Origin of the sequence: Kribbella yunnanensis, assembly GCF_039529655.1 — a bacterium.
Classification (GTDB): Bacteria; Actinomycetota; Actinomycetes; order Propionibacteriales; family Kribbellaceae; genus Kribbella; species Kribbella yunnanensis.
This window is the reverse complement of record NZ_BAAANF010000025.1, coordinates 66,502-90,611: the sequence shown is the minus strand read 5'-3', so window position 1 is coordinate 90,611 and position 24,110 is coordinate 66,502. Positions and strand designations below refer to the sequence as shown.

General features: G+C 68.1%; 21 protein-coding genes and 1 tRNA gene. 10 read left to right on the top strand and 12 right to left on the bottom strand.

Annotated elements, in window-relative coordinates; translation table 11 throughout:
• Positions 1 to 69 precede the first annotated feature (69 nt).
• The 4 genes from ABD231_RS36490 to ABD231_RS36475 form a co-directional block, all read right to left on the bottom strand.
• Positions 70 to 1,332: a hypothetical protein gene (locus ABD231_RS36490; protein ID WP_344162970.1), complete on the bottom strand. Its 1,263-nt coding sequence runs from the start codon at positions 1,330 to 1,332 to the stop codon at positions 70 to 72.
• Positions 1,329 to 1,970, bottom strand: coding sequence for a hypothetical protein (locus ABD231_RS36485; protein ID WP_344162967.1), 642 nt, complete (start codon positions 1,968 to 1,970; stop codon positions 1,329 to 1,331). Before ABD231_RS36485 ends, ABD231_RS36490 begins: the two co-directional genes overlap by 4 nt.
• Positions 1,971 to 1,978: 8 nt before the next feature.
• The gene (locus tag ABD231_RS36480) at positions 1,979 to 3,202 is read right to left on the bottom strand and encodes a hypothetical protein (RefSeq protein WP_344162964.1); all 1,224 of its coding nucleotides are present in this window, start codon (positions 3,200 to 3,202) and stop codon (positions 1,979 to 1,981) included.
• 213 nt (positions 3,203 to 3,415) lie between these two features.
• A complete protein-coding gene (locus ABD231_RS36475; RefSeq protein ID WP_344162961.1) occupies positions 3,416 to 5,275 on the bottom strand; it encodes an acyl-CoA dehydrogenase in 1,860 nt (619 codons plus the stop codon).
• An 82-nt stretch (positions 5,276 to 5,357) separates the two neighbouring features.
• Here ABD231_RS36475 and ABD231_RS36470 point away from each other — a divergent pair, with 82 nt between their 5' ends.
• Positions 5,358 to 5,879 (top strand): histidine phosphatase family protein, encoded by a 522-nt coding sequence (locus tag ABD231_RS36470; protein ID WP_344162958.1) that lies wholly within the window; start codon positions 5,358 to 5,360, stop codon positions 5,877 to 5,879.
• On the opposite strand, the gene ABD231_RS36465 is transcribed toward ABD231_RS36470, so the two are convergent.
• From ABD231_RS36465 to ABD231_RS36455, 3 genes are all read right to left on the bottom strand, one after another.
• Positions 5,876 to 6,781 carry an endo-beta-N-acetylglucosaminidase H gene (locus tag ABD231_RS36465; RefSeq protein WP_344162955.1) on the bottom strand — a complete coding sequence of 302 codons (906 nt, stop codon included), beginning with the start codon at positions 6,779 to 6,781 and terminating at the stop codon, positions 5,876 to 5,878. The two genes, ABD231_RS36470 and ABD231_RS36465, sit on opposite strands and share 4 nt — an antisense overlap.
• Positions 6,782 to 6,885: 104 nt before the next feature.
• Positions 6,886 to 8,238, bottom strand: coding sequence for a hypothetical protein (locus ABD231_RS36460; RefSeq protein ID WP_344162953.1), 1,353 nt, complete (start codon positions 8,236 to 8,238; stop codon positions 6,886 to 6,888).
• Positions 8,235 to 8,732, bottom strand: coding sequence for a SigE family RNA polymerase sigma factor (locus ABD231_RS36455; RefSeq protein ID WP_344162950.1), 498 nt, complete (start codon positions 8,730 to 8,732; stop codon positions 8,235 to 8,237). The genes ABD231_RS36460 and ABD231_RS36455 overlap by 4 nt, the downstream gene beginning before the upstream one ends.
• 79 nt (positions 8,733 to 8,811) lie before the next feature.
• Here ABD231_RS36455 and ABD231_RS36450 point away from each other — a divergent pair, with 79 nt between their 5' ends.
• Genes ABD231_RS36450 through ABD231_RS36430 form a run of 5 tightly spaced genes read left to right on the top strand, consistent with a single transcriptional unit; the run spans position 8,812 to position 12,608 of the window.
• Positions 8,812 to 10,119: an MFS transporter gene (locus tag ABD231_RS36450; protein WP_344162947.1), complete on the top strand. Its 1,308-nt coding sequence runs from the start codon at positions 8,812 to 8,814 to the stop codon at positions 10,117 to 10,119.
• A 1-nt stretch (position 10,120) separates the two neighbouring features.
• The gene (locus tag ABD231_RS36445; RefSeq protein WP_344162944.1) at positions 10,121 to 11,281 is read left to right on the top strand and encodes an anhydro-N-acetylmuramic acid kinase; all 1,161 of its coding nucleotides are present in this window, start codon (positions 10,121 to 10,123) and stop codon (positions 11,279 to 11,281) included.
• Positions 11,282 to 11,297: 16 nt separating this feature from the next.
• Entirely contained in the window at positions 11,298 to 11,816 is a 519-nt protein-coding gene (locus ABD231_RS36440) for an AAA family ATPase (protein WP_344162941.1), read from the top strand.
• Between the two features lie 59 nt (positions 11,817 to 11,875).
• A complete protein-coding gene (locus ABD231_RS36435; protein WP_344162937.1) occupies positions 11,876 to 12,352 on the top strand; it encodes a MarR family winged helix-turn-helix transcriptional regulator in 477 nt (158 codons plus the stop codon).
• Entirely contained in the window at positions 12,345 to 12,608 is a 264-nt protein-coding gene (locus ABD231_RS36430; RefSeq protein ID WP_344162934.1) for a hypothetical protein, read from the top strand. The genes ABD231_RS36435 and ABD231_RS36430 overlap by 8 nt, the downstream gene beginning before the upstream one ends.
• Positions 12,609 to 12,612: 4 nt before the next feature.
• Here ABD231_RS36430 and ABD231_RS36425 read toward each other — a convergent pair whose 3' ends face one another.
• Both ABD231_RS36425 and ABD231_RS36420 read right to left on the bottom strand, forming a co-directional pair.
• A complete protein-coding gene (locus ABD231_RS36425; protein ID WP_344162931.1) occupies positions 12,613 to 15,105 on the bottom strand; it encodes a polysaccharide lyase family 8 super-sandwich domain-containing protein in 2,493 nt (830 codons plus the stop codon).
• 1,221 nt (positions 15,106 to 16,326) lie between these two features.
• Entirely contained in the window at positions 16,327 to 18,447 is a 2,121-nt protein-coding gene (locus ABD231_RS36420; protein ID WP_344162928.1) for a DUF8094 domain-containing protein, read from the bottom strand.
• Positions 18,448 to 18,621: 174 nt separating this feature from the next.
• Between ABD231_RS36420 and ABD231_RS36415 the strand changes: the two genes are divergently transcribed.
• Both ABD231_RS36415 and ABD231_RS36410 read left to right on the top strand, forming a co-directional pair.
• Positions 18,622 to 19,221 carry a TetR/AcrR family transcriptional regulator gene (locus ABD231_RS36415; protein ID WP_344162925.1) on the top strand — a complete coding sequence of 200 codons (600 nt, stop codon included), beginning with the start codon at positions 18,622 to 18,624 and terminating at the stop codon, positions 19,219 to 19,221.
• Complete coding sequence (locus tag ABD231_RS36410; RefSeq protein ID WP_344162922.1) at positions 19,221 to 19,979, top strand: CPBP family intramembrane glutamic endopeptidase; 759 nt, start codon at positions 19,221 to 19,223, stop codon at positions 19,977 to 19,979. Before ABD231_RS36415 ends, ABD231_RS36410 begins: the two co-directional genes overlap by 1 nt.
• On the opposite strand, the gene ABD231_RS36405 is transcribed toward ABD231_RS36410, so the two are convergent.
• On the bottom strand, positions 19,969 to 20,793 hold the full coding sequence (locus ABD231_RS36405) for an SAM-dependent methyltransferase (RefSeq protein ID WP_344162919.1): 825 nt from the start codon (positions 20,791 to 20,793) through the stop codon (positions 19,969 to 19,971). The two genes, ABD231_RS36410 and ABD231_RS36405, sit on opposite strands and share 11 nt — an antisense overlap.
• Before the next feature lie 233 nt (positions 20,794 to 21,026).
• Positions 21,027 to 21,100 (bottom strand) — tRNA-Gly (locus tag ABD231_RS36400).
• Positions 21,101 to 21,436: 336 nt separating this feature from the next.
• On the opposite strand from ABD231_RS36400, the gene ABD231_RS36395 reads away from it, so the two are divergent.
• Together ABD231_RS36395 and dcd are read left to right on the top strand one after the other, a co-directional pair.
• Complete coding sequence (locus ABD231_RS36395; RefSeq protein ID WP_344162916.1) at positions 21,437 to 21,877, top strand: MarR family winged helix-turn-helix transcriptional regulator; 441 nt, start codon at positions 21,437 to 21,439, stop codon at positions 21,875 to 21,877.
• A gap of 140 nt (positions 21,878 to 22,017) precedes the next feature.
• On the top strand, positions 22,018 to 22,593 hold the full coding sequence (gene dcd / locus ABD231_RS36390) for a dCTP deaminase (RefSeq protein WP_344162913.1): 576 nt from the start codon (positions 22,018 to 22,020) through the stop codon (positions 22,591 to 22,593).
• On the opposite strand, the gene ABD231_RS36385 is transcribed toward dcd, so the two are convergent.
• The gene (locus ABD231_RS36385; protein ID WP_344162910.1) at positions 22,590 to 24,107 is read right to left on the bottom strand and encodes a hypothetical protein; all 1,518 of its coding nucleotides are present in this window, start codon (positions 24,105 to 24,107) and stop codon (positions 22,590 to 22,592) included. The two genes, dcd and ABD231_RS36385, sit on opposite strands and share 4 nt — an antisense overlap.
• Positions 24,108 to 24,110: the final 3 nt, after the last annotated feature.

The following is a 24,110-nucleotide window of genomic DNA, read 5'->3' as shown; positions in this document are numbered from 1 at the left end:
GGACGCCGTACGCCGGATCAGGCAGAACCCCCTAGCCGCCCCTGAGCCGAACCTCAGGGACACCTGAGGTCAGGAGCGGTGATCGCCGCGCGACACCGCCCCGGCGAGGTCGTCGCCGATGGCGCCGAAGAAGGTCCGTGCCCAGAGATCGTCGCCATGCCAGTACGGCCCGTCGGCGCCGGGCAGCGACGACGGGGCCTGCCCGCGTTCGAGCGCGCGGCGACAGTCGGCGCATAGCGGCAGGGTCAGCGTGGCGCCGTCGGACTTCACCTGGGTCTTCCGTCCGGACGACCGGCCGTGCAGTGGGTTGAACGCACACAACTCCGGTACGGCGTCAATCGGACGGTCGGCCGCCACCGCGACCGCGGCGTCGTACTCGCGCCTGGCCTTGTCCAGCAGGACCATCGCACCGACCACGTCGACGAGATCCTCGGACGAGTCGAGCACCTTCTCCGCGGCCTGGCGCGCGTCGAGGGCGGCCTGCTGATGCGAGAGCCCCAACCCGTGGGCGCTCGGCAAGGCGGCCAGCTTCGAGCCGAGCGTGGTCAGCTCGAGCGCGGTCTCCCGAGTCAGCTGCCGGCGCTGCTCGGCCGCCACCGTGGCAGCAACATGCGGCGGGATGCTGAACGACTTCTCGCGGCGAGGTCGCCGCGGTCGGCGCGGCCCGCCGCGGCGGGCCCGGTCGATCACCAGGCTGAGGCCCACCAGGACGGCGGTGCCGAGGACGATGAACAGCGCGACCTTGACGCCTGACGGGCCGGCCGAGTCCGCATCCGCGTCGCGTCCGCCACCATCCGACTCGGTCGGCTTCACCGGCGGCAGCACAGGCGAAGCCAGCAGCTCGTACATCCGGGCGAGCACCTCGGTCGGACCGGCGTCGTACCCGGTGTCGGCGAGTGCGCGTTGCCGGTATGGCCGGACCTGGTCATCGTCGAGCTGAGACAGCTCATGCACCTGGTACCACGGGAACCGGCTGCCGCCATCAATCACGACGTACAGGCCGGGCCGGTCGAGAGCGTCGATCACCAGCGTGAGGACGTTGCTTTCCTTGCCCTGGAAGGCGTCGCTCGGGGTCAGCGGCAGCACGATCGAGTAGACCGGGTATCCGAGCGCCTTGGTCTTCGCCCGAACGTCGGCGCGCATGCTCTCCGGCAAAGCAGCCTGGTACGCCGGATCGACGTACAGCCGGTCCTTTTCCAGGGCAGTCGCGATCTCGCGCGCCCGTTCGGCCGGGGTCTGCGTGGTACCGGCCTGGGCGGGCGTCACGGTCAGCATCAGCAGCGTGACCACCGCGGTCAACACCACGGCCGTCAGCTTGGGCAGCACCTTCACGAACGTCCTCCACGTCTTGACGCGACCAGGGCCGCCACTCCCAGCACGACACCGGCCAGCAGCGCGCCGCCGGCCATTCCGAGCGCTCCGCCGCCGAGTCCGTTGCGGATCGCGTCGCTGGTGGTGAACCGTTCCGGTTCGGGTTCCGCGACCGGCCGCGGTGTCAGTGGCGTGGTCCGGGCCGGCTCGGCGTCGTACCGGTCGTTGAGTTTCAGTCCGTCGAGGAAGTCGGAGAGCTGGCTGCTCATCGACTCGTCACGGCCCGACGACCAGGTCGAGCCCCCGGCGTACGCGTGGATCTCGTGCGCGACCGCGTGAGTCTCGTCGCCGTCCATCACGACGTACACGCCCGGCTTGCTGTTCGCGTTCGCGAGCCAGCCGGCCAGCAGTTCGGGGTCGCCCTTCTCCTGGAACCAGGTGCCACTCGGTACGACGGCGACGTACACCGGGGCCGGCGCCGTGCGAATCTCAGCCAGCATCGGACCGACGTCGGCCACCGAGGCATAGTCGGGGTCGATGTACAGCGGGGTGGTCGCCCAGGCCTCGATCGCGGCGCTGATCCGGGGATCATCCGGAACCGCGGCCGTGGCGGCCGTCGGGATCCAGAGCACCGCAACCGTTGCCAACAGCAACATCATTGCCCGCCTCATCGGACGTCCTCCGGCCGCTTGCAGACCCGCTCGGCCAGGTCGTCGGTCAGCGCGCCGAAGCCGGACGCGACCATCGGGCTGTCCTCCGGATCCAGGGTCCAGTACGGGACGACCTCGCGACCGCGACCGAGCAGACCGGTGCTGCGGCTCACCTGCAGTCCGTACGGCGTCTTGCCCTTGTGGAGCCGCTGCGCGCAGGTCCGGCAGGCCGGGACCTCGACGCCGTCGGCCCAGGCGACGCGGGTCGTCCCGGTTCGGTGGGTCGGATCGAAGAAGCAGGGCGGCTTGACCGTGCCGCCGACGGCTTGCTGAGCCTGGCGAGCCAGCACGAGAGCGCCGGTCACCGCGAGCAGGTCGTCCGGCTGATCCGCGCGCAATGTGCGGGCAGCTTCCAGCCGGCGGTTCGCGTCGTCGCGTTGGTCGAGCTGTGTCAGCGACAGGTTCGGCCGCTTCTCCAGTTGCCGAATGGACCGGGCGGCTCGCCTGATCAGCTGGTCGGCCTGCTGACGGATCTGGTCCCGGTACGCCGTCGGTTCGTCGGCCTTCGGTCGTGTCGCCGGTCGACGGCGGCGCCGGTTGAGAACCAGGACCAGGACGAATCCCGCGAACCCGCCGACGCCGAGTCCGATGAACGCCGCGCGGTCCTCCTGGTCGGTGATCGACGGGGTGTCCGCCCGACGCGGCGGTTTCAGATCGCTCGCCGGAGCCGGCGGCAACGGGCGGCCGTCGTACGCGGTCTCGGCCTGCTGGATGGTTCGGACGATCTGCGGTGCGGGCCGGTCGTCGACGATCTGGCGACGCTGTGGGTCGTCGGCCCGGACGCTGGTGATGTCGCGACCCTTGAGACCGCCGGGCCGGAACAGCTGCTCGACGCCGGTCCAGTAGTCGTCCGACACGACGCGGACGATGTACAGGCCGGGCTGCCCGACCCGCGCCTGCAACAGCGTCGGCAGGTCGTAGAGCTTCTCCCGCAAGTACGGCGTTCGTGGGACCAACGCGACGTACACGGCGAAACCGGCCCGCTCGGACTCGGCGCGGATCCGGTCGAGCTCGGTGGTCGGGATGGCGGGGGCGATCCGGGAGTCGACGAAGATGCGGTCGGTCTGCCAGCCGGTCGCGATCCGGTCCGGGATCGATGGGGTGGCCGCGTGGGCGGGGAGAACCGGCAGGGCCACGAGGACGGCGAGCAGCGTGGCGAGGCGGCGGAGCGTGGCGGACATCGCGGACAGCCTACGACGACCTGACGGATTCACGTTCGCACAGACGCAGCCCTGGGACGGATGGTTCCGGCACACCGCAGCCCTGGCTCGGACAGGGGAAGCCAAGCCAGGGATGCAGGTGCCTCGGGCAGAAACGCTGCTCCACGGAACCGCTTCAGGAGAAGGGCAGATGGCGGGGCAGATCGATCTGCCCGTCCCCTGATGCGGAAGGAATCAGAACGCGGACTCAGGGAGATCCATGATGTCGAGGTCGGTCAGCTCGGCCTTGATCCGCTCGGCGCGGACCGACGGCATCGTCGAGCGGACGAACCACTGAGCCGCCGCGACCTTGCCGCTGTAGAAGTCCTGGTCGGCCGGGGTCAGCTCGCCGCCGAGCCGCTCGAGGGCGACCTCGGCCTGGCGCAGCATCAGCCACGAGCAGACCACGTCACCGAGGACGAACAGCAGCCGCGAGGTGTTCAGGGCCACCTTGTAGACGTTCCGCGGGTCGCCGTTCTCGGCCTGCGGGTTGCTCGCCATCAGCGCCTGGCCCATGATCCCCAGCAGCTTCTGGGTGTCCTCGAGGCCCTTCGCCAGCAGCGCGCGCTCCTCCTTCAGGCGGCCGTTGCCGGCCTCGGAGGCGACGAAGCCCTGGATCTGCTCGGCCAGGTGACCGAGCGCCTTGCCCTGGTCCTTGATGATCTTGCGGAAGAACAGGTCCTGGCCCTGGATCGCGGTGGTGCCCTCGTAGAGGGTGTCGATCTTGGCGTCGCGGACGTACTGCTCGATCGGGTAGTCCTGCAGGAAGCCGGAACCACCGAACGTCTGCAGCGACTCGGTGCCGAGCAGGGTCCACGACTTCTCTGAGCCGTAGCCCTTCACCAGCGGCAACAGCAGGTCGTTCACACCTTCCGCGACCAGGTCGTGCTCACCGGCGTACCGGGCCTGCTCAGCGCGGTCCTGGTACGTCGCCGTGAACAGCACGAGCGCGCGGAGTGCCTCCGAATACGCCTTCTGCGTGAGCAGCGAACGCCGTACGTCGGGGTGGTGGGTGATGGTGACTCGCGGCGCGTCCTTGGCCGGGTTGGTCAGGTCGGCGCCCTGCACCCGCGTCTTGGCGTACTCGAGCGCGTTCAGGTAGCCCGAGGACAGCGTCGCGATGGCCTTCGTGCCGACCATCATCCGTGCGTACTCGATCACCTGGAACATCTGCGCGATGCCGTCGTGCACCTCGCCGAGCAGCCAGCCCTTGGCCGGTACGCCGTCGCCGAAGGTCAGCTCGCAGGTCGTGGAGACCTTGATGCCCATCTTCTTCTCGACGTTCGTGACGAAGGCGCCGTTGCGCTCCCCGGTCAGCTCGCCGGTCTCCAGGTCGAAGTGGTGCTTCGGTACGACGAACAGGCTGAGCCCCTTCGTCCCGGGGCCGCCGACCCCCTCGATGCCCTGCGGGCGGGCCAGCACGAGGTGGACGATGTTCTCGGTCATGTCCTGCTCGCCCGAGGTGATGAACCGCTTCACGCCCTCGATGTGCCAACTGCCGTCGTCCTGCAGCGTGGCCCTTGCGCGCCCGGCGCCGACGTCGGAACCGGCGTCCGGCTCGGTCAGCACCATGGTGGCGCCCCAGCCGCGCTCGATGATGTGGTGCGCGATCTTCTTGTCACGGTCGATGCCGTTGCGCCACAGCACGTGGGCGAAGTTCGGTCCGGCGGCGTAGATGTGCACGGCCGGGTTGGCGCCGAGCACCATCTCGGCCGCGGCCCAGCGCAGCGACGGCGGGGTCGGCTGACCGCCCAGCTCGGCCGGCAGCTCGAGCTTGAACCACTCGGCGTCCATGTAGGCCTGGTAGCTCTTCGTGAACGACTCCGGCATCCGCACCTCGTGCGTCTCCGGGTCGAACACCGGCGGGTTCCGGTCGGCGTCCTCGAACGACTCGGCGATCTCGTTCTTCGCCAGCCGGTCGATCTCGCCCAGCACCTCACGCGCGGTGTCGACGTCCATGTCGGCGTACGGTCCCTGCCCGAGCACCTCGCCCCGGCCGAGAACCTCGAGCAGGTTGAACTCGATGTCCCGCAGATTCGACTTGTAGTGACTCACAGGGGTCTCCCTCGACCTATACTCGCCAGTAACTTGAGTATATACCGGCCGGTAATAAAGGCAAAGCGGATTCACTGTTCGCGTGACCACAAAGCTGATCTACGAGACGCACTCCACAACGCTCGACAACGAGAACGGCATCGCCACGGGGTGGCTGCCGGGCGAGCTCTCGGCCGAGGGAAGGCGACACTCGGCGGAACTGGGGGCGCGAAACCAAGGGGTCGACGTGGTCTTCAGTTCGGATCTGCGGCGCGCCGTACAGACTGTCGAGCTGTCCGGGCTCACCGCCCCGCATTTGAGGGACTGGCGGTTGCGCGAGTGCAACTACGGCGAGCTCAACGGGGCCCCGAGGGATGCGCTCGACCCGAGAGTCGAGCGCATCCGGACGCCGTTCCCCGGCGGCCAGAGCTACAACGACGTGCTGGAACTGACGCGGTCGTTCCTAGCGGACGTCAAGCGCTGGTACGGCGGCAGCGTGGTGCTCGTGGTCGCGCACTCGGCGAACAGATGGGCGTTGGAACACCTGCTCGGCGGGGGCGTGCCGTTGGAAAAGCTGATCGCCGCACCGTTCAACTGGCAGCCGGGGTGGGAATACGAGCTCTAGGGCGTGTAGACGGTGTTCTTGCCGTAGAGCTTCTGGGTGAAGGCCGACATGTACGACGCGGTGTTCGCCTCGGTCAGGTTGTAGGTGAGGAAGACGCCGTAGCCCTCGCGCACGGTTTGTGCGGCGAGCTCGGCGGCCCTCGTCTGGCTCGTCGCGGTGTAGCTGACCGCGGCCGGTGAGAGCCGCGACTTGTCGGTCGGGCCGCTCGGGACTCCCCAGCTGCCGTAGTACGGCTGCCAGGCGTAGTCGAAGGTGTTCCGGATGTCCCCGGCGCCACTGGTCAGTCGGTCCGATGCCGGGCCGATGTCGTACAGCGTGATGAGCTTGCCGGCCGGCATCTTCGCGCGCAGGGCCTGGACCAGCCAGATGAACGAGTCCGCGTTCGGCTGGCCGGTGCCGTTCTTGCCGTACTCGACGTACTCGTCGTCGAAGTCGATCCCGTCCAGGCCGTAGCGGGCGACCGCGTCGGCGAGTTCCTGGGCGAAGGCTTCGGCGGCGGCCTTGTTCGGGAAGTTGGCGAACCCGGCGCCCTCGTGGTTGCCGAGGATCGAGAGGGTGACCTTGATGCCCTTGGCCTGCAACGGGCGGACCTGGGTGGCGACGTTGTTGAGCACGTTCGTCACCTGCGTGTTGAAGTGCAGGTACGCCTTCTTGGTCGTCGTGTTGTAGTTGATGTTCGCGGCGAAGATCACCGCGATGTCGATCACCTGACGGCCGTCGTTGGCCAGCTTGTACTTGCCGGCGCTCAGCATGCTGTGGTCGTTGACCTCGATGTAGGCCACCGTGGTCGGCTTCTTCACCGCTCGGCAGGCCGCGGTCGCGGTGGCGGTGCCGGTCGCAGCCACGGCGGTACCCGCCGCGATAGCTGTCAGAAGGGTCCTTCGGCGCATGAGTTCGCTCATTCGGTCGGCTCCTCGTCACAAGGGTGGGCGGTCCGCTGTACCGGTCGAACTAAACCGGTATAGCGGACTGATCATCGGCCGGGCCCAAACCCAGTGTCAAGGGATCAACTCGGAGTGACTACGACGATCTCCGTCCGGGTCCCGGTCTCGACCTTCACCTCGACGTCCTCGCCGTGCGGAATCAGCAGCGCGTGCTTCGAGGTCGCGCTCCACGCACCCTCGCCGTACCGGTAGGAGAGCGTGGCGTCCTTGGCGGCGACCGCCCAGCCCTGGTTGTCGGGCAGCCGGATCTGGACGGGCAACGTGGCGCCGCGGTTGGGCTCGCCGCCGCCGATGATCTGCGCCTTCCCCTTCGCCCGCTGCAGTACGGCGTACACGCGGCTCGCGTCGGTGTCGATCTGCTGCTCGCCGAGGTAGACGGAACTGCCGTTGGCCGTCACGCCGTACCCGATCCAGAGCGATGCCGAGAACATGTAGTGCTCCGGGTCGGCGGCCGCTCCGACGGTGTTGGTGAAGGTGTCCCGGGCGTCGCCGGCGAGTTGCTCGGCACCGGCTGACATCGGCCAGAGCCCGTCGTTCGGGATGTCCGACGACCAGAGTCGATCGTCCGGCGTCGAGTTGCCCATGGTGTTCACTCCGCCGTTGGCGATGGCCAGGTCGGACGGGCCCTGCGCCGGCAGCGTGTGCAGAGCCAGCTTCTTCGCGTCGGTGTTCTCCGGGAGCTTGACGACGCCGACGCCGTTCTTGAACTGCACCTGCGTGTACTTGCGGCTGCTGCTGCCGTTGCTGTCGTCGTACTCCCGCGCTGGTGACCAGCCGACCTTCTTGCCGGTGTCGAGCACGACCAGGGTGTTCCTGGTGACGAAGCCGGTGGTCAGGCTGACGCCGGGCGCCGGGTAGGTGTCCGCGACGACGGCGGGTTTGCCATCCGTGCCGTCGGCGACGAATCCGACCAGCGTGTGCACACCTTCGCGGTCGAGCTGGATGTTGTCGTGATGGCGGAGATCGGAGTACTGCCCGATGATCGCGACCCGCCCGCCCGGGGTCTTGCCGGCCCAGAAGACCTGCGGTTCGCCCTGCATGCGGTCGAAGATCCCGCGGTCCCGGTTGCCCGAGTTGCGGTGCGACTTCTCCCAGGCGGCCAGTGCCTGGTCGAGGTAGTTCTGGTCGCCGGCCAGGTCGCCGCGGGTGTGGCCCTTCATCAGGAAGCCATAGGGATCGTTCTGGACCGGTACGCCGGCCACTGGTGCGTCCGTCAGCTGGTGGTAGAGCGAGGGACCGGTCAGCGTGACGCCGCCGACTGCCAGCACGACCATCGTGCTGACTGCCAGCGTGGTCAGGCGCCGGCGGCGGAGCCGGCGGGCGCCGCCGACGCGGACCCGGTCGAGTACGTCGGGTGCGGCCTCGATCTCGTCGACACTGGCCATCAGCCGGTCCTTGAGTTCGGTCTTGGTCATCGCAGTCCTTCCAGGAGTGCGGGTTCGGTGATCAGGCGGAGGCGGTCGAGGCCGCGGGAGGTCTGACTCTTGACGGTGCCGAGTGAGCAGTTCAGCGCTTCGGCCGTCTGCGCCTCGGTCATGTCCTCGTAGAACCGCAGGACGATCACCGCGCGCTGCCGTGGCGGGAGCTCCTGCAACGCCGCGAGCAGTCCGTCCCGAACGGCGTACTCGTCCGATCCGTCGGGTGCACCCGGGTCATGGTGGTCGGCGAGCGCCACCTCGGGCTTACGGCTCTTGCTGCGCCACCTGTTCGCGGACAGGTTGGCCAGCGTCTTGCGGGCGTACGGTTCCGGCGACCCGTGGATCCGTCGCCATTTCACGTACACCCGCTCGAACATCTCCTGCACGAGGTCCTCGGCCGCGGCCCGGTCCCCAGTCAGCAGTACGGCGGTCCGCAGCAGCCTGGTTGCGCTGCCGCGGACGAATTCGTCGAAGTCGTCGCCCCGAGACACCCGGTGCTCCTCCCCGTGATCTGGTCTGTACCGAGAATGACACCGGCAAGGACCGCAAGGTTGAGACAGAATGTTTGTCGTGACCAACCCACCCACCTCGCACCGGCGCTCGCTGGTCGCGGGCACGGTCGGCAACTTCGTCGAGTGGTACGAGTTCGGCGCCTACGGCTTCTTCGCGACTGTGATCGCCGCGAACTTCTTCAGTACGACGGCCACCAGCGACGCCGAGAGCCTGATCAAGACGTATGCCTCGTTCGCGCTGGCGTTCTTCTTCCGCCCGATCGGTGCCGCGATCTTCGGCCGAGTCGGCGACCGGATCGGCCGTCGCCCGACATTGATCCTGGTGCTGCTGCTGATGACCGGCTCGACCACGCTGATCGGCGTACTGCCGACGTACGCGAGTGTCGGGGCCTTGGCGCCGTGGCTGCTGACCCTGGTCCGGGCGCTGCAGGGGTTGTCGGCCGGTGGTGAGTTCGGTGGTGCGGTGTCGATCATGACCGAGTTCGCGCCTGCGGGTCGTCGAGGCCGGTACGGCGCTTGGCAGTCGTTCACCGTGGCTCTCGGCCTGCTCGCCGGAGCCGGGCTGGCGGCGATCCTGGCCACCGTGCTGAGCAAGGAAGCGCTGACCGACTGGGGTTGGCGGGTGCCGTTCCTGGTCGCGCTGCCGCTCGGTCTGGTCGCGCTGTGGTTGCGGCTGAGGCTCGAGGAGACGCCAAGCTTCACCCGGACCCAGACCGCTGCTGCTCAGCCCGGGGCAGGGGGTGCTGCTGAGCCGCGGCCAGCGGGTGCTGGTGAGGTGGCGCGGGCGATCGCGCTCGGGATCGGGCGGCTCATGGGCTGGTCGGCCGCCGGATACACCTTTCTCGTCGTGATGCCGTCGTACCTGCAGGCGACGCTGAATGCGACCTTCCAGCAGGCGCTGGTCGCGACCGTGCTGGCGAACGCCGGTTTCGCCGCGTCGATCCTGCCGGCCGGGGCATTGAGTGACCGGATCGGGCGTCGGCCGGTGATGATGACCGGCGCCGCGCTCGTCGTCGTACTGGCGTTTCCGCTGCTCAACCTGCTCCAGGACAAGGAAGCCGGTACGGCGGCCAAGGGGGCCGCGGTCTTCGTCGCCGGGCTGGTCGTGGGGTTGATGGCCGGGCCGGGACCCGCGATGCTGGCCGAGATGTTCCCGACCCGGGCGCGCTACACCGGGCTCGGCCTGGCGTACTCGCTGTCCAACGCAGTGTTCTCCGGGTCGGCCGGTTTGATCATCACCGAGCTGATCAAGCAGACCAAGAACATCGATATTCCGGCCTGGTACGTCGTGGTGACGTGTGCGGTGAGTGTCGTCGCACTGGCGACGTTGCGCGGCGACGATCATCGACGGGAGTTGCGGGACTGACATGCGAGTCATCGGCTTGATGTCCGGGACGTCGTACGACGCGATCGACGCGGCGGCGGCCGACCTCCGCCTGGACGGGGATCAGTTGGTGCTGACCCCGCTCGGGATGCTCAGCCAGCCGTACCCGGACGAGGTCCGTCGGGAGTTGGCCGGGTTGTTGCCACCGGCAAGTACTTCCGTTGAGCAGGTGTGCCGGTTGGACACCGGGATCGGGCAGGCCTTCGCTCGGGTGGCGCAGCAGTCGGTCGAGCAGCTCAGCGGTGGGTACGCCGATCTGATCGTGTCGCATGGGCAGACGGTGTTCCACTGGGTCGACGACGGGCAGGTGCGCGGCACACTGCAGCTCGGGCAACCGGCCTGGATCGCGGAAGCGACCGGTACGACGGTGGTGTCGGATCTGCGATCGCGCGATGTCGCGGCCGGTGGGCAAGGTGCGCCGCTGGTGAGCATCATCGACGTCCTGTGGTTGCGCGGGCGACCCGGCGTACCGATCGCGTTGAACCTTGGTGGGATCGCGAATATCACCGTGGTGGACGGGGATCCGGTCGCGTTCGACACGGGGCCGGCGAATGCGTTGATCGATGCGGTGGTCACCGAGCTGACGGTTGGGCGGCTCGGGTTCGATGTCGACGGTGTGATGGCTGGGCGTGGGCAGGTGCATGCGGAGTTGCTGGAGCGGCTGCTCGCGGAGCCGTACTACGCGTTGCCGGCGCCGAAGACCACTGGCAAGGAGCTGTTCAACCTCGCCTACCTGGCTCGGATGATGGAGGGTCTGCCGGAGATCCCGGCCGACGACGTGGTCGCGACGGTCACTGCGCTGACCGCCCGCACGGTCGCGGACGCCGTACGGCGGCATGGTGGGACCGAGGTGATCGCCTCGGGCGGTGGGATCCGGAACCCGGCCCTGATGCAACGGCTGGCTTTGGAACTGGAGGGCGTGCCGGTTCGGACCAGCGACGAGTTGGGTCTGCCGTCGGCGGCCAAGGAGGCGCTGGCCTTCGCCGTACTGGGGTTCCTGACCGTGCACGGGCTCGGCGGGACGGTCCCGAGCTGCACCGGCGCCCGGCACTCGAGCGTGCTCGGATCGATCACTCCGGGTCTGGGTGGTGTGCCGCATGTCTCGGCCGATGTTCGACCTCCGGCGAGCCTTCTGATCGAGTGAGCGCGACACTAGTTCCGTGACGAGGTTGTTCGTGGTGACAGGTGCGCCCGGGGCCGGCAAATCGACCGTGGTTCCGGAGCTGGTGCGGTTGAATCCGGGCAATCTCGTCGTGATGGACATGGACGAGCTGCTCGACGACCAGGGGCGGTTGTTGGGGATCAGCATCGCGAGTCCGACCGCGGCACCCATCTGGCCGGCGTACAACGCGGTCTGGTTGCGGATCACCGAGCTGATCCGGCGGTCCGGCATTCCCGTTCTGCTGCTGACGCCGGGGTTGCCCAGTGAGCTGCCGGAAGGGCGCTGGCTGCACCTCGACTGCCCGGACGCCGTACGGCGGAAGCGGTTGGCTGCGCGCGGTTGGCTTCAGGATCAGATCGACGACGCGCTGGCTGATGCGGCCGAGCTGCGGAAGTACGTTCCTCGGTCGGTGCGGGGTGACGTCTCGCCCGAGCGGGTCGCGCGCAGCATCCTCGACTGGATCCGCGGCGAGCGCTTCGGTAAGACCCTTAGTCTCTGGACTCGCTTCCGCAACTAAGGCGTCCCGCCCACGCCGCGTGATGGACAAGACGCTGTCCAGATGACAACATGTTGTCCATGACGATCCCGCCCCGCGCCGACTGGCCGAAGCCGGCCGAGGAGACCGAAGGCGGTGCCCTGTTGACCGACGTCATCCTCGCCACCTTCCGCCTGAACGCCCGCCTGCTGGAGGCGGCTCAGGACCTAGCCGCCCACGGCGGCCTCACCGCAGCCTGGTGGCAAGTCCTCGGCGGCGTCATCGACGAACCCCGCTCAGTCGCCGACGTCGGCCGCATCATGGGCGTCAGCCGCCAAGCCGTCCAACGCATCGCCGACCTCCTGGTCGACCGCGGCCTGGCCGAATACCGCCCCAACCCAGCGCACCGCCGAGCCAAACTCCTCGCCTGCACCGAACCCGGCTACTGGGCCATCCGCCAAATCTCCGTAGCCCAACACCCCTGGGCCGCCGACCTCAGCGCCGACCTCCCCCTCAAAGACCTCCAAACCACCCTAACCACCATGCAATCCCTCATCACCAGGCTCGAACATGGGTGATGACGCTGGTGAGCGCACGGCGGAGAGCATCACCGTTCGCACGGATCCGGAGATCGAGCGGGCGCTCGACGTACTGACCCGGGGCGGCACTCCGCGGCCGACGGTCATTCGGCAGGCTGTCCTCGAGGCGGCCGCGCGGCTGGAGCGTGCTGTGGCGATGCGGCGAGCAGTCCTGCGCATGCCGCTCGGGGATCCAGATGGTGTCGAGGCCGGCGCCGCACTCGCGCATGAGCGGCAGGACCACGCCCTGCCTTGATCGCTCACCAGGCTCGAACAAGCTTGATGGTTTGGGTTTTGCCGTGGGTTTGGTGGGTGGTGAAGGTCAGGCGGGTGCCGGTGAGGGTTCGGGTGACTTGTACGCCGGGGGTGGGGGTGGCTGGGCGTAGGTATTGGGCCCAGAGGTTGAGGGTAATGGTCGCTCGGGTGGTGGTGGGGTCGGCGACGGCGACTGTGGTTTCGGTGGGGGTTCGGCGGATGAGGGTGGCGGCGGGGCCGTCGATGGTTAGGCCTGGTAGGTGGTGAGGGCCTGGGGTGAAGGTGTTGGCGGCGGTCAGGCGTAGGGCTTGGTGCTGGATCGCTTGTAGGCGTGGGGTGTTGGCCAGTACGGCGAGTCGGCCGTGGCGGTAGGCGCGGAGTGCTGCCTCGGTCGCTTTGGGGACGAGCGCGTAGGCGAGGGCGCGGGTGGATCCGGCCGGCTGGGCTGCGGTTAGGGCGAAGACCTGTTTGGTGACTGGGGTGTCAGGGTTCGCGGTCCGGATCGTGCGGCGGCTGCGCGTGACGTCTTGCAGGGTTGACGAAACGTCGGTGGGGGCGAGGAAGTAGTAGCCGACGGCAACGTTATCGGCCACGTACCGCAGCCAGCGGGGGTCGCCGGATCCCGTCCAAGGGCGACCATCTCGCCGTACGCCGGTGATGGTCACGGAATCGCCGGGCGCGGCGATGCGGGTGTCGAGGGTGGTGGTGACCGCGCGGTCGGGGTCGTGCAGACCGGCGGCGAGTACGACGATCTCGTCGTCGAGCAGGAACCACGACTTGGTTGCCGAGGCGTTCTGGTACGTCATGAAGTCGGCCGGGAGTTCATCGCGGGACACGTAGGCGAAATCGTCGGACTGCACCCAGCCGACTGCGCCGTACGCGTCGAGGGTTGCGCCACCGGAGTGCTGGTTGGTGCCGGTCGGGAAATAGACGTACGTGTTCTGCGCCTCCGACGACGGCGTGAACTCCGGCGGGCGGTTGTAGTACGCCGTCCCGTAGAGCTCGGGGATCGTCTTGCGGGTCTCAACCGGCGCGGTTACCCCGCCGAGCGCGTACGGCGAGACGGTGGTGAAGTAGTCGACGCCGTACGAGCGGGTCTGGTCCTGACCGCTCAGGTACAGGTAGTGCGCGCCGTCGCCCTGGAACCACGGCATCAGGTTCTCGCCGCTCATGTACTCGTACTTGCTGATCCGCTCCGAGTTCCGCGCGAGCGCGAACGCATACCCCGGTCGGCGGTGCACAGTCCGGTCCATCGCGTTGAACGCCGTACTGCTCGCGGCCGGGTTGAGGTCCGCCGGTACGACGGTCGGGTCGGCACGCAGATCCGCGAACCGCGCGATGCTCACCGGCGAAACGAAACTGTTCGGGTTGATCGTCGGCCGCGCGGTGAACTTCGCGAACGCCTTCAACCGGGCCGCGTCCTGCGCTCCCGCGTAATCGGCGAGGTCGACGACTGCCTCGACGATCACCGCCACATCGTCGTACCCGGTGCCAGGTCGGGAGACCGCACGGCCCTTGACGATCTCCATCATCCAGCCCTCGAAGATCAGCGGGGCGAACCCGTCCTCGACCCAACCCTGGACGACGCCGATCAGCTCACCGGTCTGCGCGTACGACGTACCGGCGAGCACCTTGATCGTCTGCACGACCCGACTGAGCAGGGCTTTGCCGTAGGAGCCCGTGTACGCGACGGACGAGTGCTGGATGAAGGAGCCGTCGGCGTAATACCCGTCGGTGACGCCGTGCTGGAGGTTGTACGGATCGATGGTCGCGAACACGGTGAACTGATCCGTCAATGCTTTCCGGATCCGCGCTTCGTCGTTGAGCAAAGCGCCTTGCAGGACACGGTTCGCGGTGATGTCGACCAGGTTCGCCCCGGTGTGGAACCGCGAGTCGAGATCGACGTCGCCGTTCTTCCCATTCCGCAGATAGGAGTCCATCGAGGCGACGTACTGCGTGATGAGGTCGGCGGGCGCGTCGATGAGTGCGAGTGTTTTGGAGACGAACGTGGAGACGCCGATCTCCCAGGTGAACCAGTTGCCGTAATACCCCTTGGCCTGATCGCCGTACCAGCCGTCGTGGAGGCGGCGGAGTCCGTCGGCTACCCGGGTGCGGACCTGCTCGTTGCCTTGCAGGTCGGAGGCCGGGCCGGGGCGGCGGTACGCGAGGGCGATCTCGTAGAGGTGCAGGTACGACGCACTCAGATTCGGATCGCTGGTCCCGAGCGGGAGTCCCGCGAAGAGCTCGTTAGCGCCGGCCCGATCCATCGCCGCCAACCACGTCCGCGCGGTCGCGTCCATCGCGGTCAGCTTCGCGGCGACTTCCGGCCGCACGTTCGATTCCGCCGTACCGGCGTAGATCGCAATCGCATTGGCAAGCAACAAGCTCGCCTCGTTCGTGGTGGCCGTGGTGGCCGCGGTGGCGCGAGCCGGGTTGACCGCGGTCAGCAGAGCTGCGGCGGGGACGAACGACAGCAGGCGGCGGCGACTGATGTACACAAACACTCCCAGGGCGATGGGAAAAACCTCACCCCAGAAGTCAACCAGCCGCAACTATCTTCCAGCAAGCGTTTACCACCCCCCAATCGCCTGCCCGCAACATCCTTGCGGGCGAGGCGTCCCGGCTACCTATGCGCTCTCACCACGAGCTGGTACGACGTTGTGCACGGTTCAACCATCTGCGCGGGCCGAAGGTGGTTGAGGGGTGCCCAAGGTGCGCTGGCCGGGGCGACCTTGAGCACGGTTCGACCGTTTCGGCGGGCCTCACATGGTTGATCGGTGCTCAAGGTGATCGCTGGCCCGCGATCTCGGGTCCCCGGGGCGGTCTGGTGCGTTAGTCGGAAGAAAATCGTCGCGGGGACCCGAATTTTTACCGGCTAACGCAAGAACTCGAGCATCCCGCACCTCAGCCACAGCCCGTCAGCCCCCGACGACGTGGAACCGCGGTAGCCGACCTCGCCAACCCGCCCAGCCACCCGCATGGCCCGCCCTCTTGCGTTGTCGGCCGCCTTTGGTGGTCGAGTCGGGGTCCAGGCCCGAAAGGACTCGGCCGGGGACGTTCGCTGTGGCTGATCGCCGCGTCCGGCCGACTAAAAAGAAAGCGTGGCTGGGCGCCGCGGTGGCTGAGGTGGATGGTGCGGTCGGCGACCGCGGCTCCACGTCGCCTGGGGCTGCCGGGCTGTGGTTGCCGTGCGGGAAGAGGCCTGCTGACAGCTGACCCACCCGCACCTCACCAGCCACCCCGCGCCCCATCAATCGTGCCGCGCCTCGCCACGCGCGCCGCGCCTCACCGAACCACCCCGCGCATCATCAACCGCGCCTCACCACACGCACCGCGCCTCACCACGCGCGCCGCGCCTCGCCAAACCACCCCGCGCATCATCAACCACCCCGCGCGTCGTCAACCGCGCCTCACGAAACCGCGCCGCGCCTTGCCAACCGGGCCGGGCCTCGGCGTGTGTGCAGTGCGGTGGTGCGTTGGGCGGTACTTTTTTCGCAAATAGCCCCCCAAAGTTACCGAGCAACGCGACCTCCGCGGCTAACGTCCGATGATCCGGAGACCGGGTCTGCGTTAGACCGGGGCTGCGGGTTCTTCGGACGTTGTGGCAGGGGCCCCGGATACCGCGGAGTGAGCCTTACCGGTCTTGGGGTTCACTCATGAGGTGGTGAGGGGTGGACGGAGATCGACCCCGCGTCCTGAGGGGAGCGGGGTCGGTGGGGTTAGGAGCCGCCGGCTCCTACTAGTTGGCCGTCCATGGAGAGGATGCGGATGGGGCCGCCGGTGGTTTTGGCGGGGATGACGAGGGCGATCTGGTGGAGGTAGTCCTGGTGCAGGGTTTGGGTGAACTTGACCATGCTGCTGAAGGCGGTTGCTTCGCCGCTCGTCCAGTAGGCGTTGGAGCCTGGTTCTACTCGTTGCAGGTACTGCTCGGTGAGGGTCAGGAAGACCAGGCCTTCGCCGTCTGCGGTCATGAAGGTGACGGGGGTGCCGGTTGGTTTGTAGGTGTCGGTGACGGCGGCGATGTAGGGCTGGGCGGCGTCGGCGACCTTTGACTTGGCGCGTTGTTCGAGCAGCTTCGTCGTACCGGGGGAGGCGGTGAAGAGCTTGGCCTCGGCAGCCTTCGGACCGCCGCTCAGGTACGCCGCGAGGGTTGGGGCGACTGCGGTGGGGTGGGTGGCGAGGTTGGCTACGTCGGCTCGGCTTGGGGTGCGGACGCCGTCCATTGACGGGAGGTCGATGGAGGGGCCGGGGTAGACCGAGTGGGTGAGCAGCCAGGGTGCGCCGGCGCTCTCTCGCTGCCAGACGCCGAGCTGCCGGGTGCCGGCCGAATTCGAGACGCCGGTGGTGACCACGAAGCGCATCGGGTATGCCGTGAACTCCGGTGCGCCGACCACCGGATCGGTGAAGGTGAACGGCTTCCCGATGGTTTTGCCGGCGGCGTCCAGTTTGCGGCCGATCTGGTAGCCGGCGAGGGTCTGGGCCAGGGTCGGTTCGGCCTCGATGGTGGCGGCGAGCTTGTTGTCGCGGGTCTGGTTGGCCTTGTTGTTGAGCTCGTTGTACTTCGTCACCACGGCTTTGGCGTCGGCGACGGTGACTGCGGGGCGGCGGTCGGGGACGGTCAGGTTGTTCTTCGGCGGCATCAGACCGCAGCTGGTTGCCGTCAGCAACAAAGCGCCGCTGGCGAGGAGTGCCGCCGTGCGCTTCACCGCCTCGTCGCTCTTGGAGAACTCGGGAGACTCCATCAATGGCAGTGTCTCGGCAGGCGGAGTGGGCGCGGCAGAGGCCTGATCGGCGAAGGTGGTGGTCGAGACGGTAACCGGCATCGCGGCGGCTGAGGTGGCGGGGGCGAGCGGTGTGGGGGCGGCGAACGAGGTGGCGGGGGTGAGCTGCGGGGTCGGCGAGCTGGATGTCGGCAGGGTTGCGCGGGACTTCGCCCTGGCTACTTCGGCGGGGGTCATCAGCATCGGTGCCGACCGCAACGGCTGGATGCCTGCCAGCGGTCGCGCGGGTCGCGTCGGGCGCACCGGAGGCTCGGTCTGGAGCTGAGCGGCCGACGAAGGCTTGGGCTGGGCGATCACCGCGAGCTTCTCGGTCGCTTCATCGGCCACCACCTCAGGAGCCCGGTACGCCGGAACGTCGTCCGCCGGGGCGAACGGGCTGGTCTCGCGGGCGGGCGCCGCCGTACTCAGTGCGACTGCTGTGGCGACCGGGACCAGCAATTCGTCGGTGGTGTGTGACGGCGAGCGGCGGAAGGCTAGGGCGATGCCTAGGGCGAGGGCGACTATGCCGGCGCCGAGGATGAGGAGGCTGATGCCGAAGGAGCGGTGTAGTTCGATGCCGAAGCTGACGTTCGCGTCTACTGCGGGGGTGCCGTCGGCGTTCATGACGACGACTGAGTAGCGGCCGTCTTGCATGGGCCAGGCGATCGACTGGTTGCCGTTGCCTCCGGACTTTGCGACCCACCAGTCCAGGTCGCCGGGCGGGGTGAGCTTGTGCTCGAAGCCGCGCATGGTCTGGGTGCTGATCGTGGAGGGGACGTCGTACCGGATCACGCGGGTGTGGGCGGCGCCGTTGAGGTAGTCGGCGACATCCAGGTCCTGGGCGATGCCGACGAACACGGGCTTGGGCCCGGTGACGCTGACGCGCAGGGTCGGACCGTGGCGGTCGAGCAGGTCGGGTGCGGTGACCACGGCGACGCCGTCGCTGGTCAGTGCGCGGCCTCCGGTGGAGATGGTGTTGTCCGGGCCGACCAGCCAGAACGCGGCGGCGGCACCGGCGACGCCGACGACCAGGCCGATCAGGGTCAGCAGCAGGCCCAAAGCAGTGCGGGCGAAACGCATCAAGAGCTCCCGTTGGTACGACGAGACCGGCCCGCGGACGGGGGACCGGACAGCGGGCTCGGCCGCGGGCCCCGTCGGGGATCCCGTACTCCACCCGTTGCCGTACCTAACTGACGGCGCACGGATCTGTTACGATCCCGTCAATAGTGAACAGCCATTCGTAAACTCCCGGGGGTGTTCGTGGCGCGTCCGCGGCTGGTCGACGACGAGGCGATTCTGGACGCGACCCGGCTGGTGCTGGCCGAGGTCGGCCCGGCGAAACTCACCCTGGCCGCCGTCGGCGCGAGAGTCGGCCTGGCGCCCCCGACGCTGATGCAGCGCTTCGGCAGCAAGCGCGGTCTACTGCTGGCGTCGGCCGCCCGCTCACCGCAGATGGTGCTCCGGGCAGCCGAGGCGGCGGAGGCGGCCAATACGTCCCCGCTGGCGATCCTGCGCGACTTCGCCCTGACGGCAGTCGCGCACATCGAGCGCCGCGAGCAGCTCGGCAACGGTCTCGGCTTCGTCCAGCTCGACGTGTCCGATCCGGAGTTCCGCGAACATGCCCTCGCGCACTCCGCCGCCATCGTGAACACCTGCGCCCGCTTCTACCGAGCCGCGGTGACAGCCGGCGAGCTCCGGGAAGAGACCGACGTACAGGCGCTTGCGCGGCACACCCTGGTCTGTTTCAACGGCGCGCTTCAGGTCTGGGCGGTGAACGGCTGGGGTTCGCTGTCCGCCTTTCTCACCGAGCAGCTCGACCTGATGCTCGCGCCCTATCTTCCGAAGAGGTCCTGATGTTCTTGCGGGTATTCGTGTTCTACCTGGTCACGTTCGTCTTCAGCGGCGTGCTAAACGCCGTCCAGGCCGCGGCCGGGCCCGATCCGGCGCTGATCCAGCTGGTGCAGTTCGCGCCGGCACTAGGGGTCGGCGTGATGTTTCTGCTGTTTCGCCGTACGACGCGTGTCGCCGCCCGCTGCACGCCTGCGCAGGCGGTCGCGGGGCGCAGTGCACTCGTCGTCGGCATCGTCATTGCCGCTCTGCTCGTGTCGGTGCTCGTGCACCTCGTCGCCGGGCAGCCGTGGCGAGCGCAGAGCCCCGAGTTCCCCATCGGAGTGCTCGTCCTGACGATGCTCGTCGGAGCGGCGGGTGAGGAGCTCGGCTGGCGGGCCTACCTCCAGCCCTACCTGCAGACGCGCTTCTCCGTCCTTCGATCCTCGCTCGTCGTCGGCGTGCTGTGGGGCCTGTGGCACATCGGCGGCTTCGAGCACGGCCTCGTCTACATGGCCCTGTTCGTGACGATGGCGACCGCGCTGTCGGTGGTCCTGGGCGCCGTACTGCGGACTGCGGGCGGGATCAATCTGATCGTCGCCACTCTCGCGCACGCGGCGGTCAACCTCGGCCTCATCGTGGTGTTCAGCGAAGAGTCCGGCGCGCTGTTCCCGATGGCGGTGCTCGCGGCGGTCTGGATCCTCGCGGCGATCGCCACGCACCTCAGCCTGGGGCGAGAGCCTGGGCGGGTGTCGCCGCCCAGGCTCGCTGAGATCAGGGCTTGACGGCCAGTACGGCGCCGATCAGGCGTCCCCAGGCTGTTACTTCGTCGGGCTCGTCGACCGGGCGCCACAGGGCTGCTGGGACCAGGCCCGGCGGAAGGATCGTGATGCCTTCGGGGAGGAGGGCGAGGATCTCCTCGTCGGAGCGCCAGCGACCGCGGCCGATGGACTGCTGGACGACCTCCTGCAGCTGGAGGCTGCGCGGGTCGTCGGCGCTGCGGAAGTGGCTGACGAAGAAGTAGCTGCCGGAGGGGACGCGGTCGTACCAGAAGTTGACCAGGTCGGCCGGGTTCTCGTCGTCGTTGAGGTGGTGCAGGATCGCGCTCAGGATGATGGCGACCGGCTTGTCGAAGTCGATCAGCGAGCGGGTCTCCGGGCTGTCGTAGATCGACTTGGGCTCGCGCAGGTCGGCCTGGAAGACGACGGTGTTGTCGTTCTCGGCGAGCAGGGCGCGGCCGTGGGCCAGCACGATCGGGTCGTTGTCGACGTAGACGACCTTCGACTCGGAGGCGTGCCGCTGGGCGATCTGGTGGACGTTCTCGGCGCTCGGCAGGCCGCTGCCCAGGTCGAGGAACTGCCGGACCGGCGTGGTCTCGACGATCTCGCGGATCGCCCGGACCAGGACGGCGCGGTTGTCGAGGGCGAGCGCCGGCGAACCCGGCATCTCACTGACGATGTGGTCGACAAGGGCCCGGTCGACGGCGAAGTTGTCCTTGCCGCCGAGCATGTAGTCGTAGGCGCGGGCGATGCTGGGCGTGCTCAGATCAATACCAGGGGGAGCGGTCTCTTCGCTGTCCTGGGGTACTTCGTCGGCCATTACGGCAGTCCTTCCGGTCCCTTGGCGTGTAACTCCCGTCACTCTATGTCGAGTCCGTGGCCGCGCGCACCGGCGGGAGCCCGGTGTTCTTTCTTTCGTGGTCGAGAGGACCGGCTCCGTTTCGGCCGGGGCCGGAAACATTCGTGGTTCCGGGGCCGCAGAGAGCGGATGTCAGAACATTCGAAGGGGCCCGAAATGACAGAACGCCAGATCCGAAGACCTGGCGTTTCTCTTGGAGCGGGTGACGAGAATCGAACTCGCACTGTCAGCTTGGGAAGCTGATGTTCTGCCATTGAACTACACCCGCATGCATCGCCCAGCAGCGGCGAGCGGAGAAAGCATAACCGATGGGTGGGGGCGCCGGTACGGCGGGTCCGGCGCGCCGCCCGAGGCAGTTGTTGCGCGGTCAGCGGAATAGGCCGGAGAAGGTGGCCGAACGCATCGAAAAGCGGTCCGGGACGGTTTGCGCGGGGGGTTCCGGGGCAGTTTTCCACAAAGGGCACGTCCAAGGACTGGGCATGCCCGTCATCTTCTGGCAGATTAGAACGCGTTGCCGGGGGCAACATTCGACGCAACGTGAGGATGCGGTCCTTGCCGGGACCGGACAAGATGGTTGCGGGGCAACTGGATGAAGGGGTGAACGGTGGCAACAGACACGAGTGACGCGCTGGAGAACCTGGAGAAGGAGCTCGTCACGTTGGCACGGCGGCTGCGCGGTCTGCAGCGGACGCTGTCCGACGAGGCGCATCCGGACCTGGAGCCGGCGCAATATGCGTTGCTCAACCACGTCGAGGAGCTGGCGCCGGTGCGGATGGCCGACCTGGTCGCTGCGCTCGAGGTGGACAAGGGACCGGTCAGCCGGGCCTGTGCGCGACTCGAGGAGGAGGGCCTGCTCAAGCGCGCCGCCGACAAGACGGACGCCCGGGCGACCTTGCTGACACTGACTGCGGCCGGCAAGCGCAAGCTCGCCGCGGCCCGCAAGAAGCGGCACAAGGTGATCGAGGACCTGCTCAAGGACTGGTCGCCGGCACAGGTGAAGACCTTCGCCACGCAGGTGGGGAAGTTCAACAAGCTGTCCGACTAGTTCGTTGCCTCGGGCCACAGGAGTGGTGGTGTCTCACGCCGGGGAGCTGAGGGCTCCGGACGACCCGCCACCAGCCTCCTGTGCACGGCCGAGGCAGGGAGGAACTGGGCGCAGAGCAGCACGCTTGCTACCGTGCATCCGTGCTGCTCTCCGACCGCGACATCCTGGCCGAGCTCGACGCCAAGCGCGTCCAGCTGGAACCCTTCGACGCCGCGATGGTGCAGCCGTCGAGTGTCGACGTACGGCTGGACCGGTTTTTCCGGGTCTTCGAGAACCACCGGTATCCGCATATCGACCCGGCCGAGGAACAGCCCGACCTGACCCGTGAGGTCGAGCCAGAGGGTGACGAACCGTTCATCCTGCACCCGGGCGAGTTCGTGCTCGGATCGACGTACGAGCTGGTGACGCTGCCCGACGACGTCGCCGCCCGGCTGGAGGGCAAGTCCTCGCTGGGGCGGCTCGGCCTGCTCACCCACTCCACCGCCGGGTTCATCGACCCCGGCTTCTCCGGGCACGTGACCTTGGAGCTCTCCAATGTCGCGACCCTGCCGATCAAGCTCTGGCCGGGGATGAAGATCGGCCAGCTGTGCTTCTTCCGGCTCTCGTCACCGGCCGAGCACCCGTACGGCTCGGCGAAGTACGGGTCGCGCTACCAGGGGCAGCGCGGCCCGACACCTTCGCGTTCCTACCAGAAGTTCCACCGCACCGACATCTAGGCGGTCGGCTTCATCGCGATCAGGACCTTGTCGACGTCGTAGTTGTCGGCCTTGTCGTTCTGCAGGTAGGTGGCGCCGTACTCGGTGATGGCGGTCGGCGACGGCGTCCCCAGCTTCGGGTCGAACAGGGACAGGTCCGAGCCGAACTTGTTGCCCACGTCCTGGCTCGGGTCACCGGTCGGCGCGCTGCTGCTGGTGCCGTCGGTCGGCGTGGTGCTCGTCGACGGGGTCGAGCTCGGGTCGCCTGAGGGCTGCGGGATGTCGGCGCCGGTCTTGGCGTCGAGCATGATCGGCTGCTCCTGGGCGGTGCCGTAGACGACGCCGTGGAAGGCGCCCGTGGTGAGCGGGACGACGCGGCTGGCCGAGTTCTTGTTGTAGCCCCAGACCTTCTTGCCGGTGGTGTCGTCGATCCCGATGATCTCCTCGGTACCGCCGTTCTGGCCGGTGCTGCAGACGACGGCGGTCGCCTGGTCGCTGAGACAGCTGTAGCCGTAGGCCTTCTCGGTACCCAGCGTCGACTTGATCTGGCCGACCAGCGTGCCGGTCGCGATGTCCACGGCGTACAGGCCGCTGTTGTACGTGTACACCATCGACTTCGGGTTCGGCACGTACGACGAACCGTTGAAGTAGGCGTGTTTGGTGCCGCTGGCCTCGGGGGTCAGGTAGTCCATCTTGGTGGGGATCTGCTTGCTGATCTTGCCGCTGGCCCCGTCGAAGATCACGATCGTGCCGTCGTGCGCACCCTCGTTGTTGGAGGCCTTCGCGCCGACGACCGTGCCGTTCAGTACGGCGGCCGGTGCGATGAAGGGAGTGATGGTCGCCTTCTGCGTCTTCGGGTCGGCGAACACGGTGAAGTCGCGGCTGCCGTTCTTACCGCCGTCGGAGCTGTTGGCGTGCAGCCCGATCGCGACCTGGCCGGTCGCGGCGTCGTACGACTGGGAGCTGATGTCGCCGGCGGTGGTGCCGGGCCCGAACTTCTCGGTGAAGTCCGTCGTCGTTTCGGCGATCGTCTTGCCGTCGACGGCGTCGATCCACTGGACGACGAGCAGGCCCTTGGCCTTCTGGGTGCCGTTGCCCTTGTCGATCTGGCTGTAGGCGATCACTGCGACGTCCTTGCCGTCCAGCTCGACGGGCATCACGTCGCTGTGGTCGGCGGTGGTGATCGTTTCGGTCTTGGCCGTGGCGAGCACGGTCCACGGGTCGCGCTGCCCGGCGATGTGGCGGCCGGTGAGACCGGTCTTCGCGGCGACCAGCGCGGTCTGGCCGACCATCCCTGCGGAGAGCGTGTCGTCGTCGGAGGCGCCCTTCTCGACCGGGATGCCGTACGCCGCGACGGGCGTGAGGCCCTTCGGTGGGTCGAACGATGCGACCGGCGGGGGCGCGGGAGTGCCCGGTGTGTCACCGCCACCCTTGGGTGCGTCGCTGCCCTTGTTGTCGTCCTTGCCGCCGCAACCGGCGACCAGGATCAGCAGGGCGGCGGCGGTGGCGACGGCCTTGGCTGTCGGACGCTGCATCGT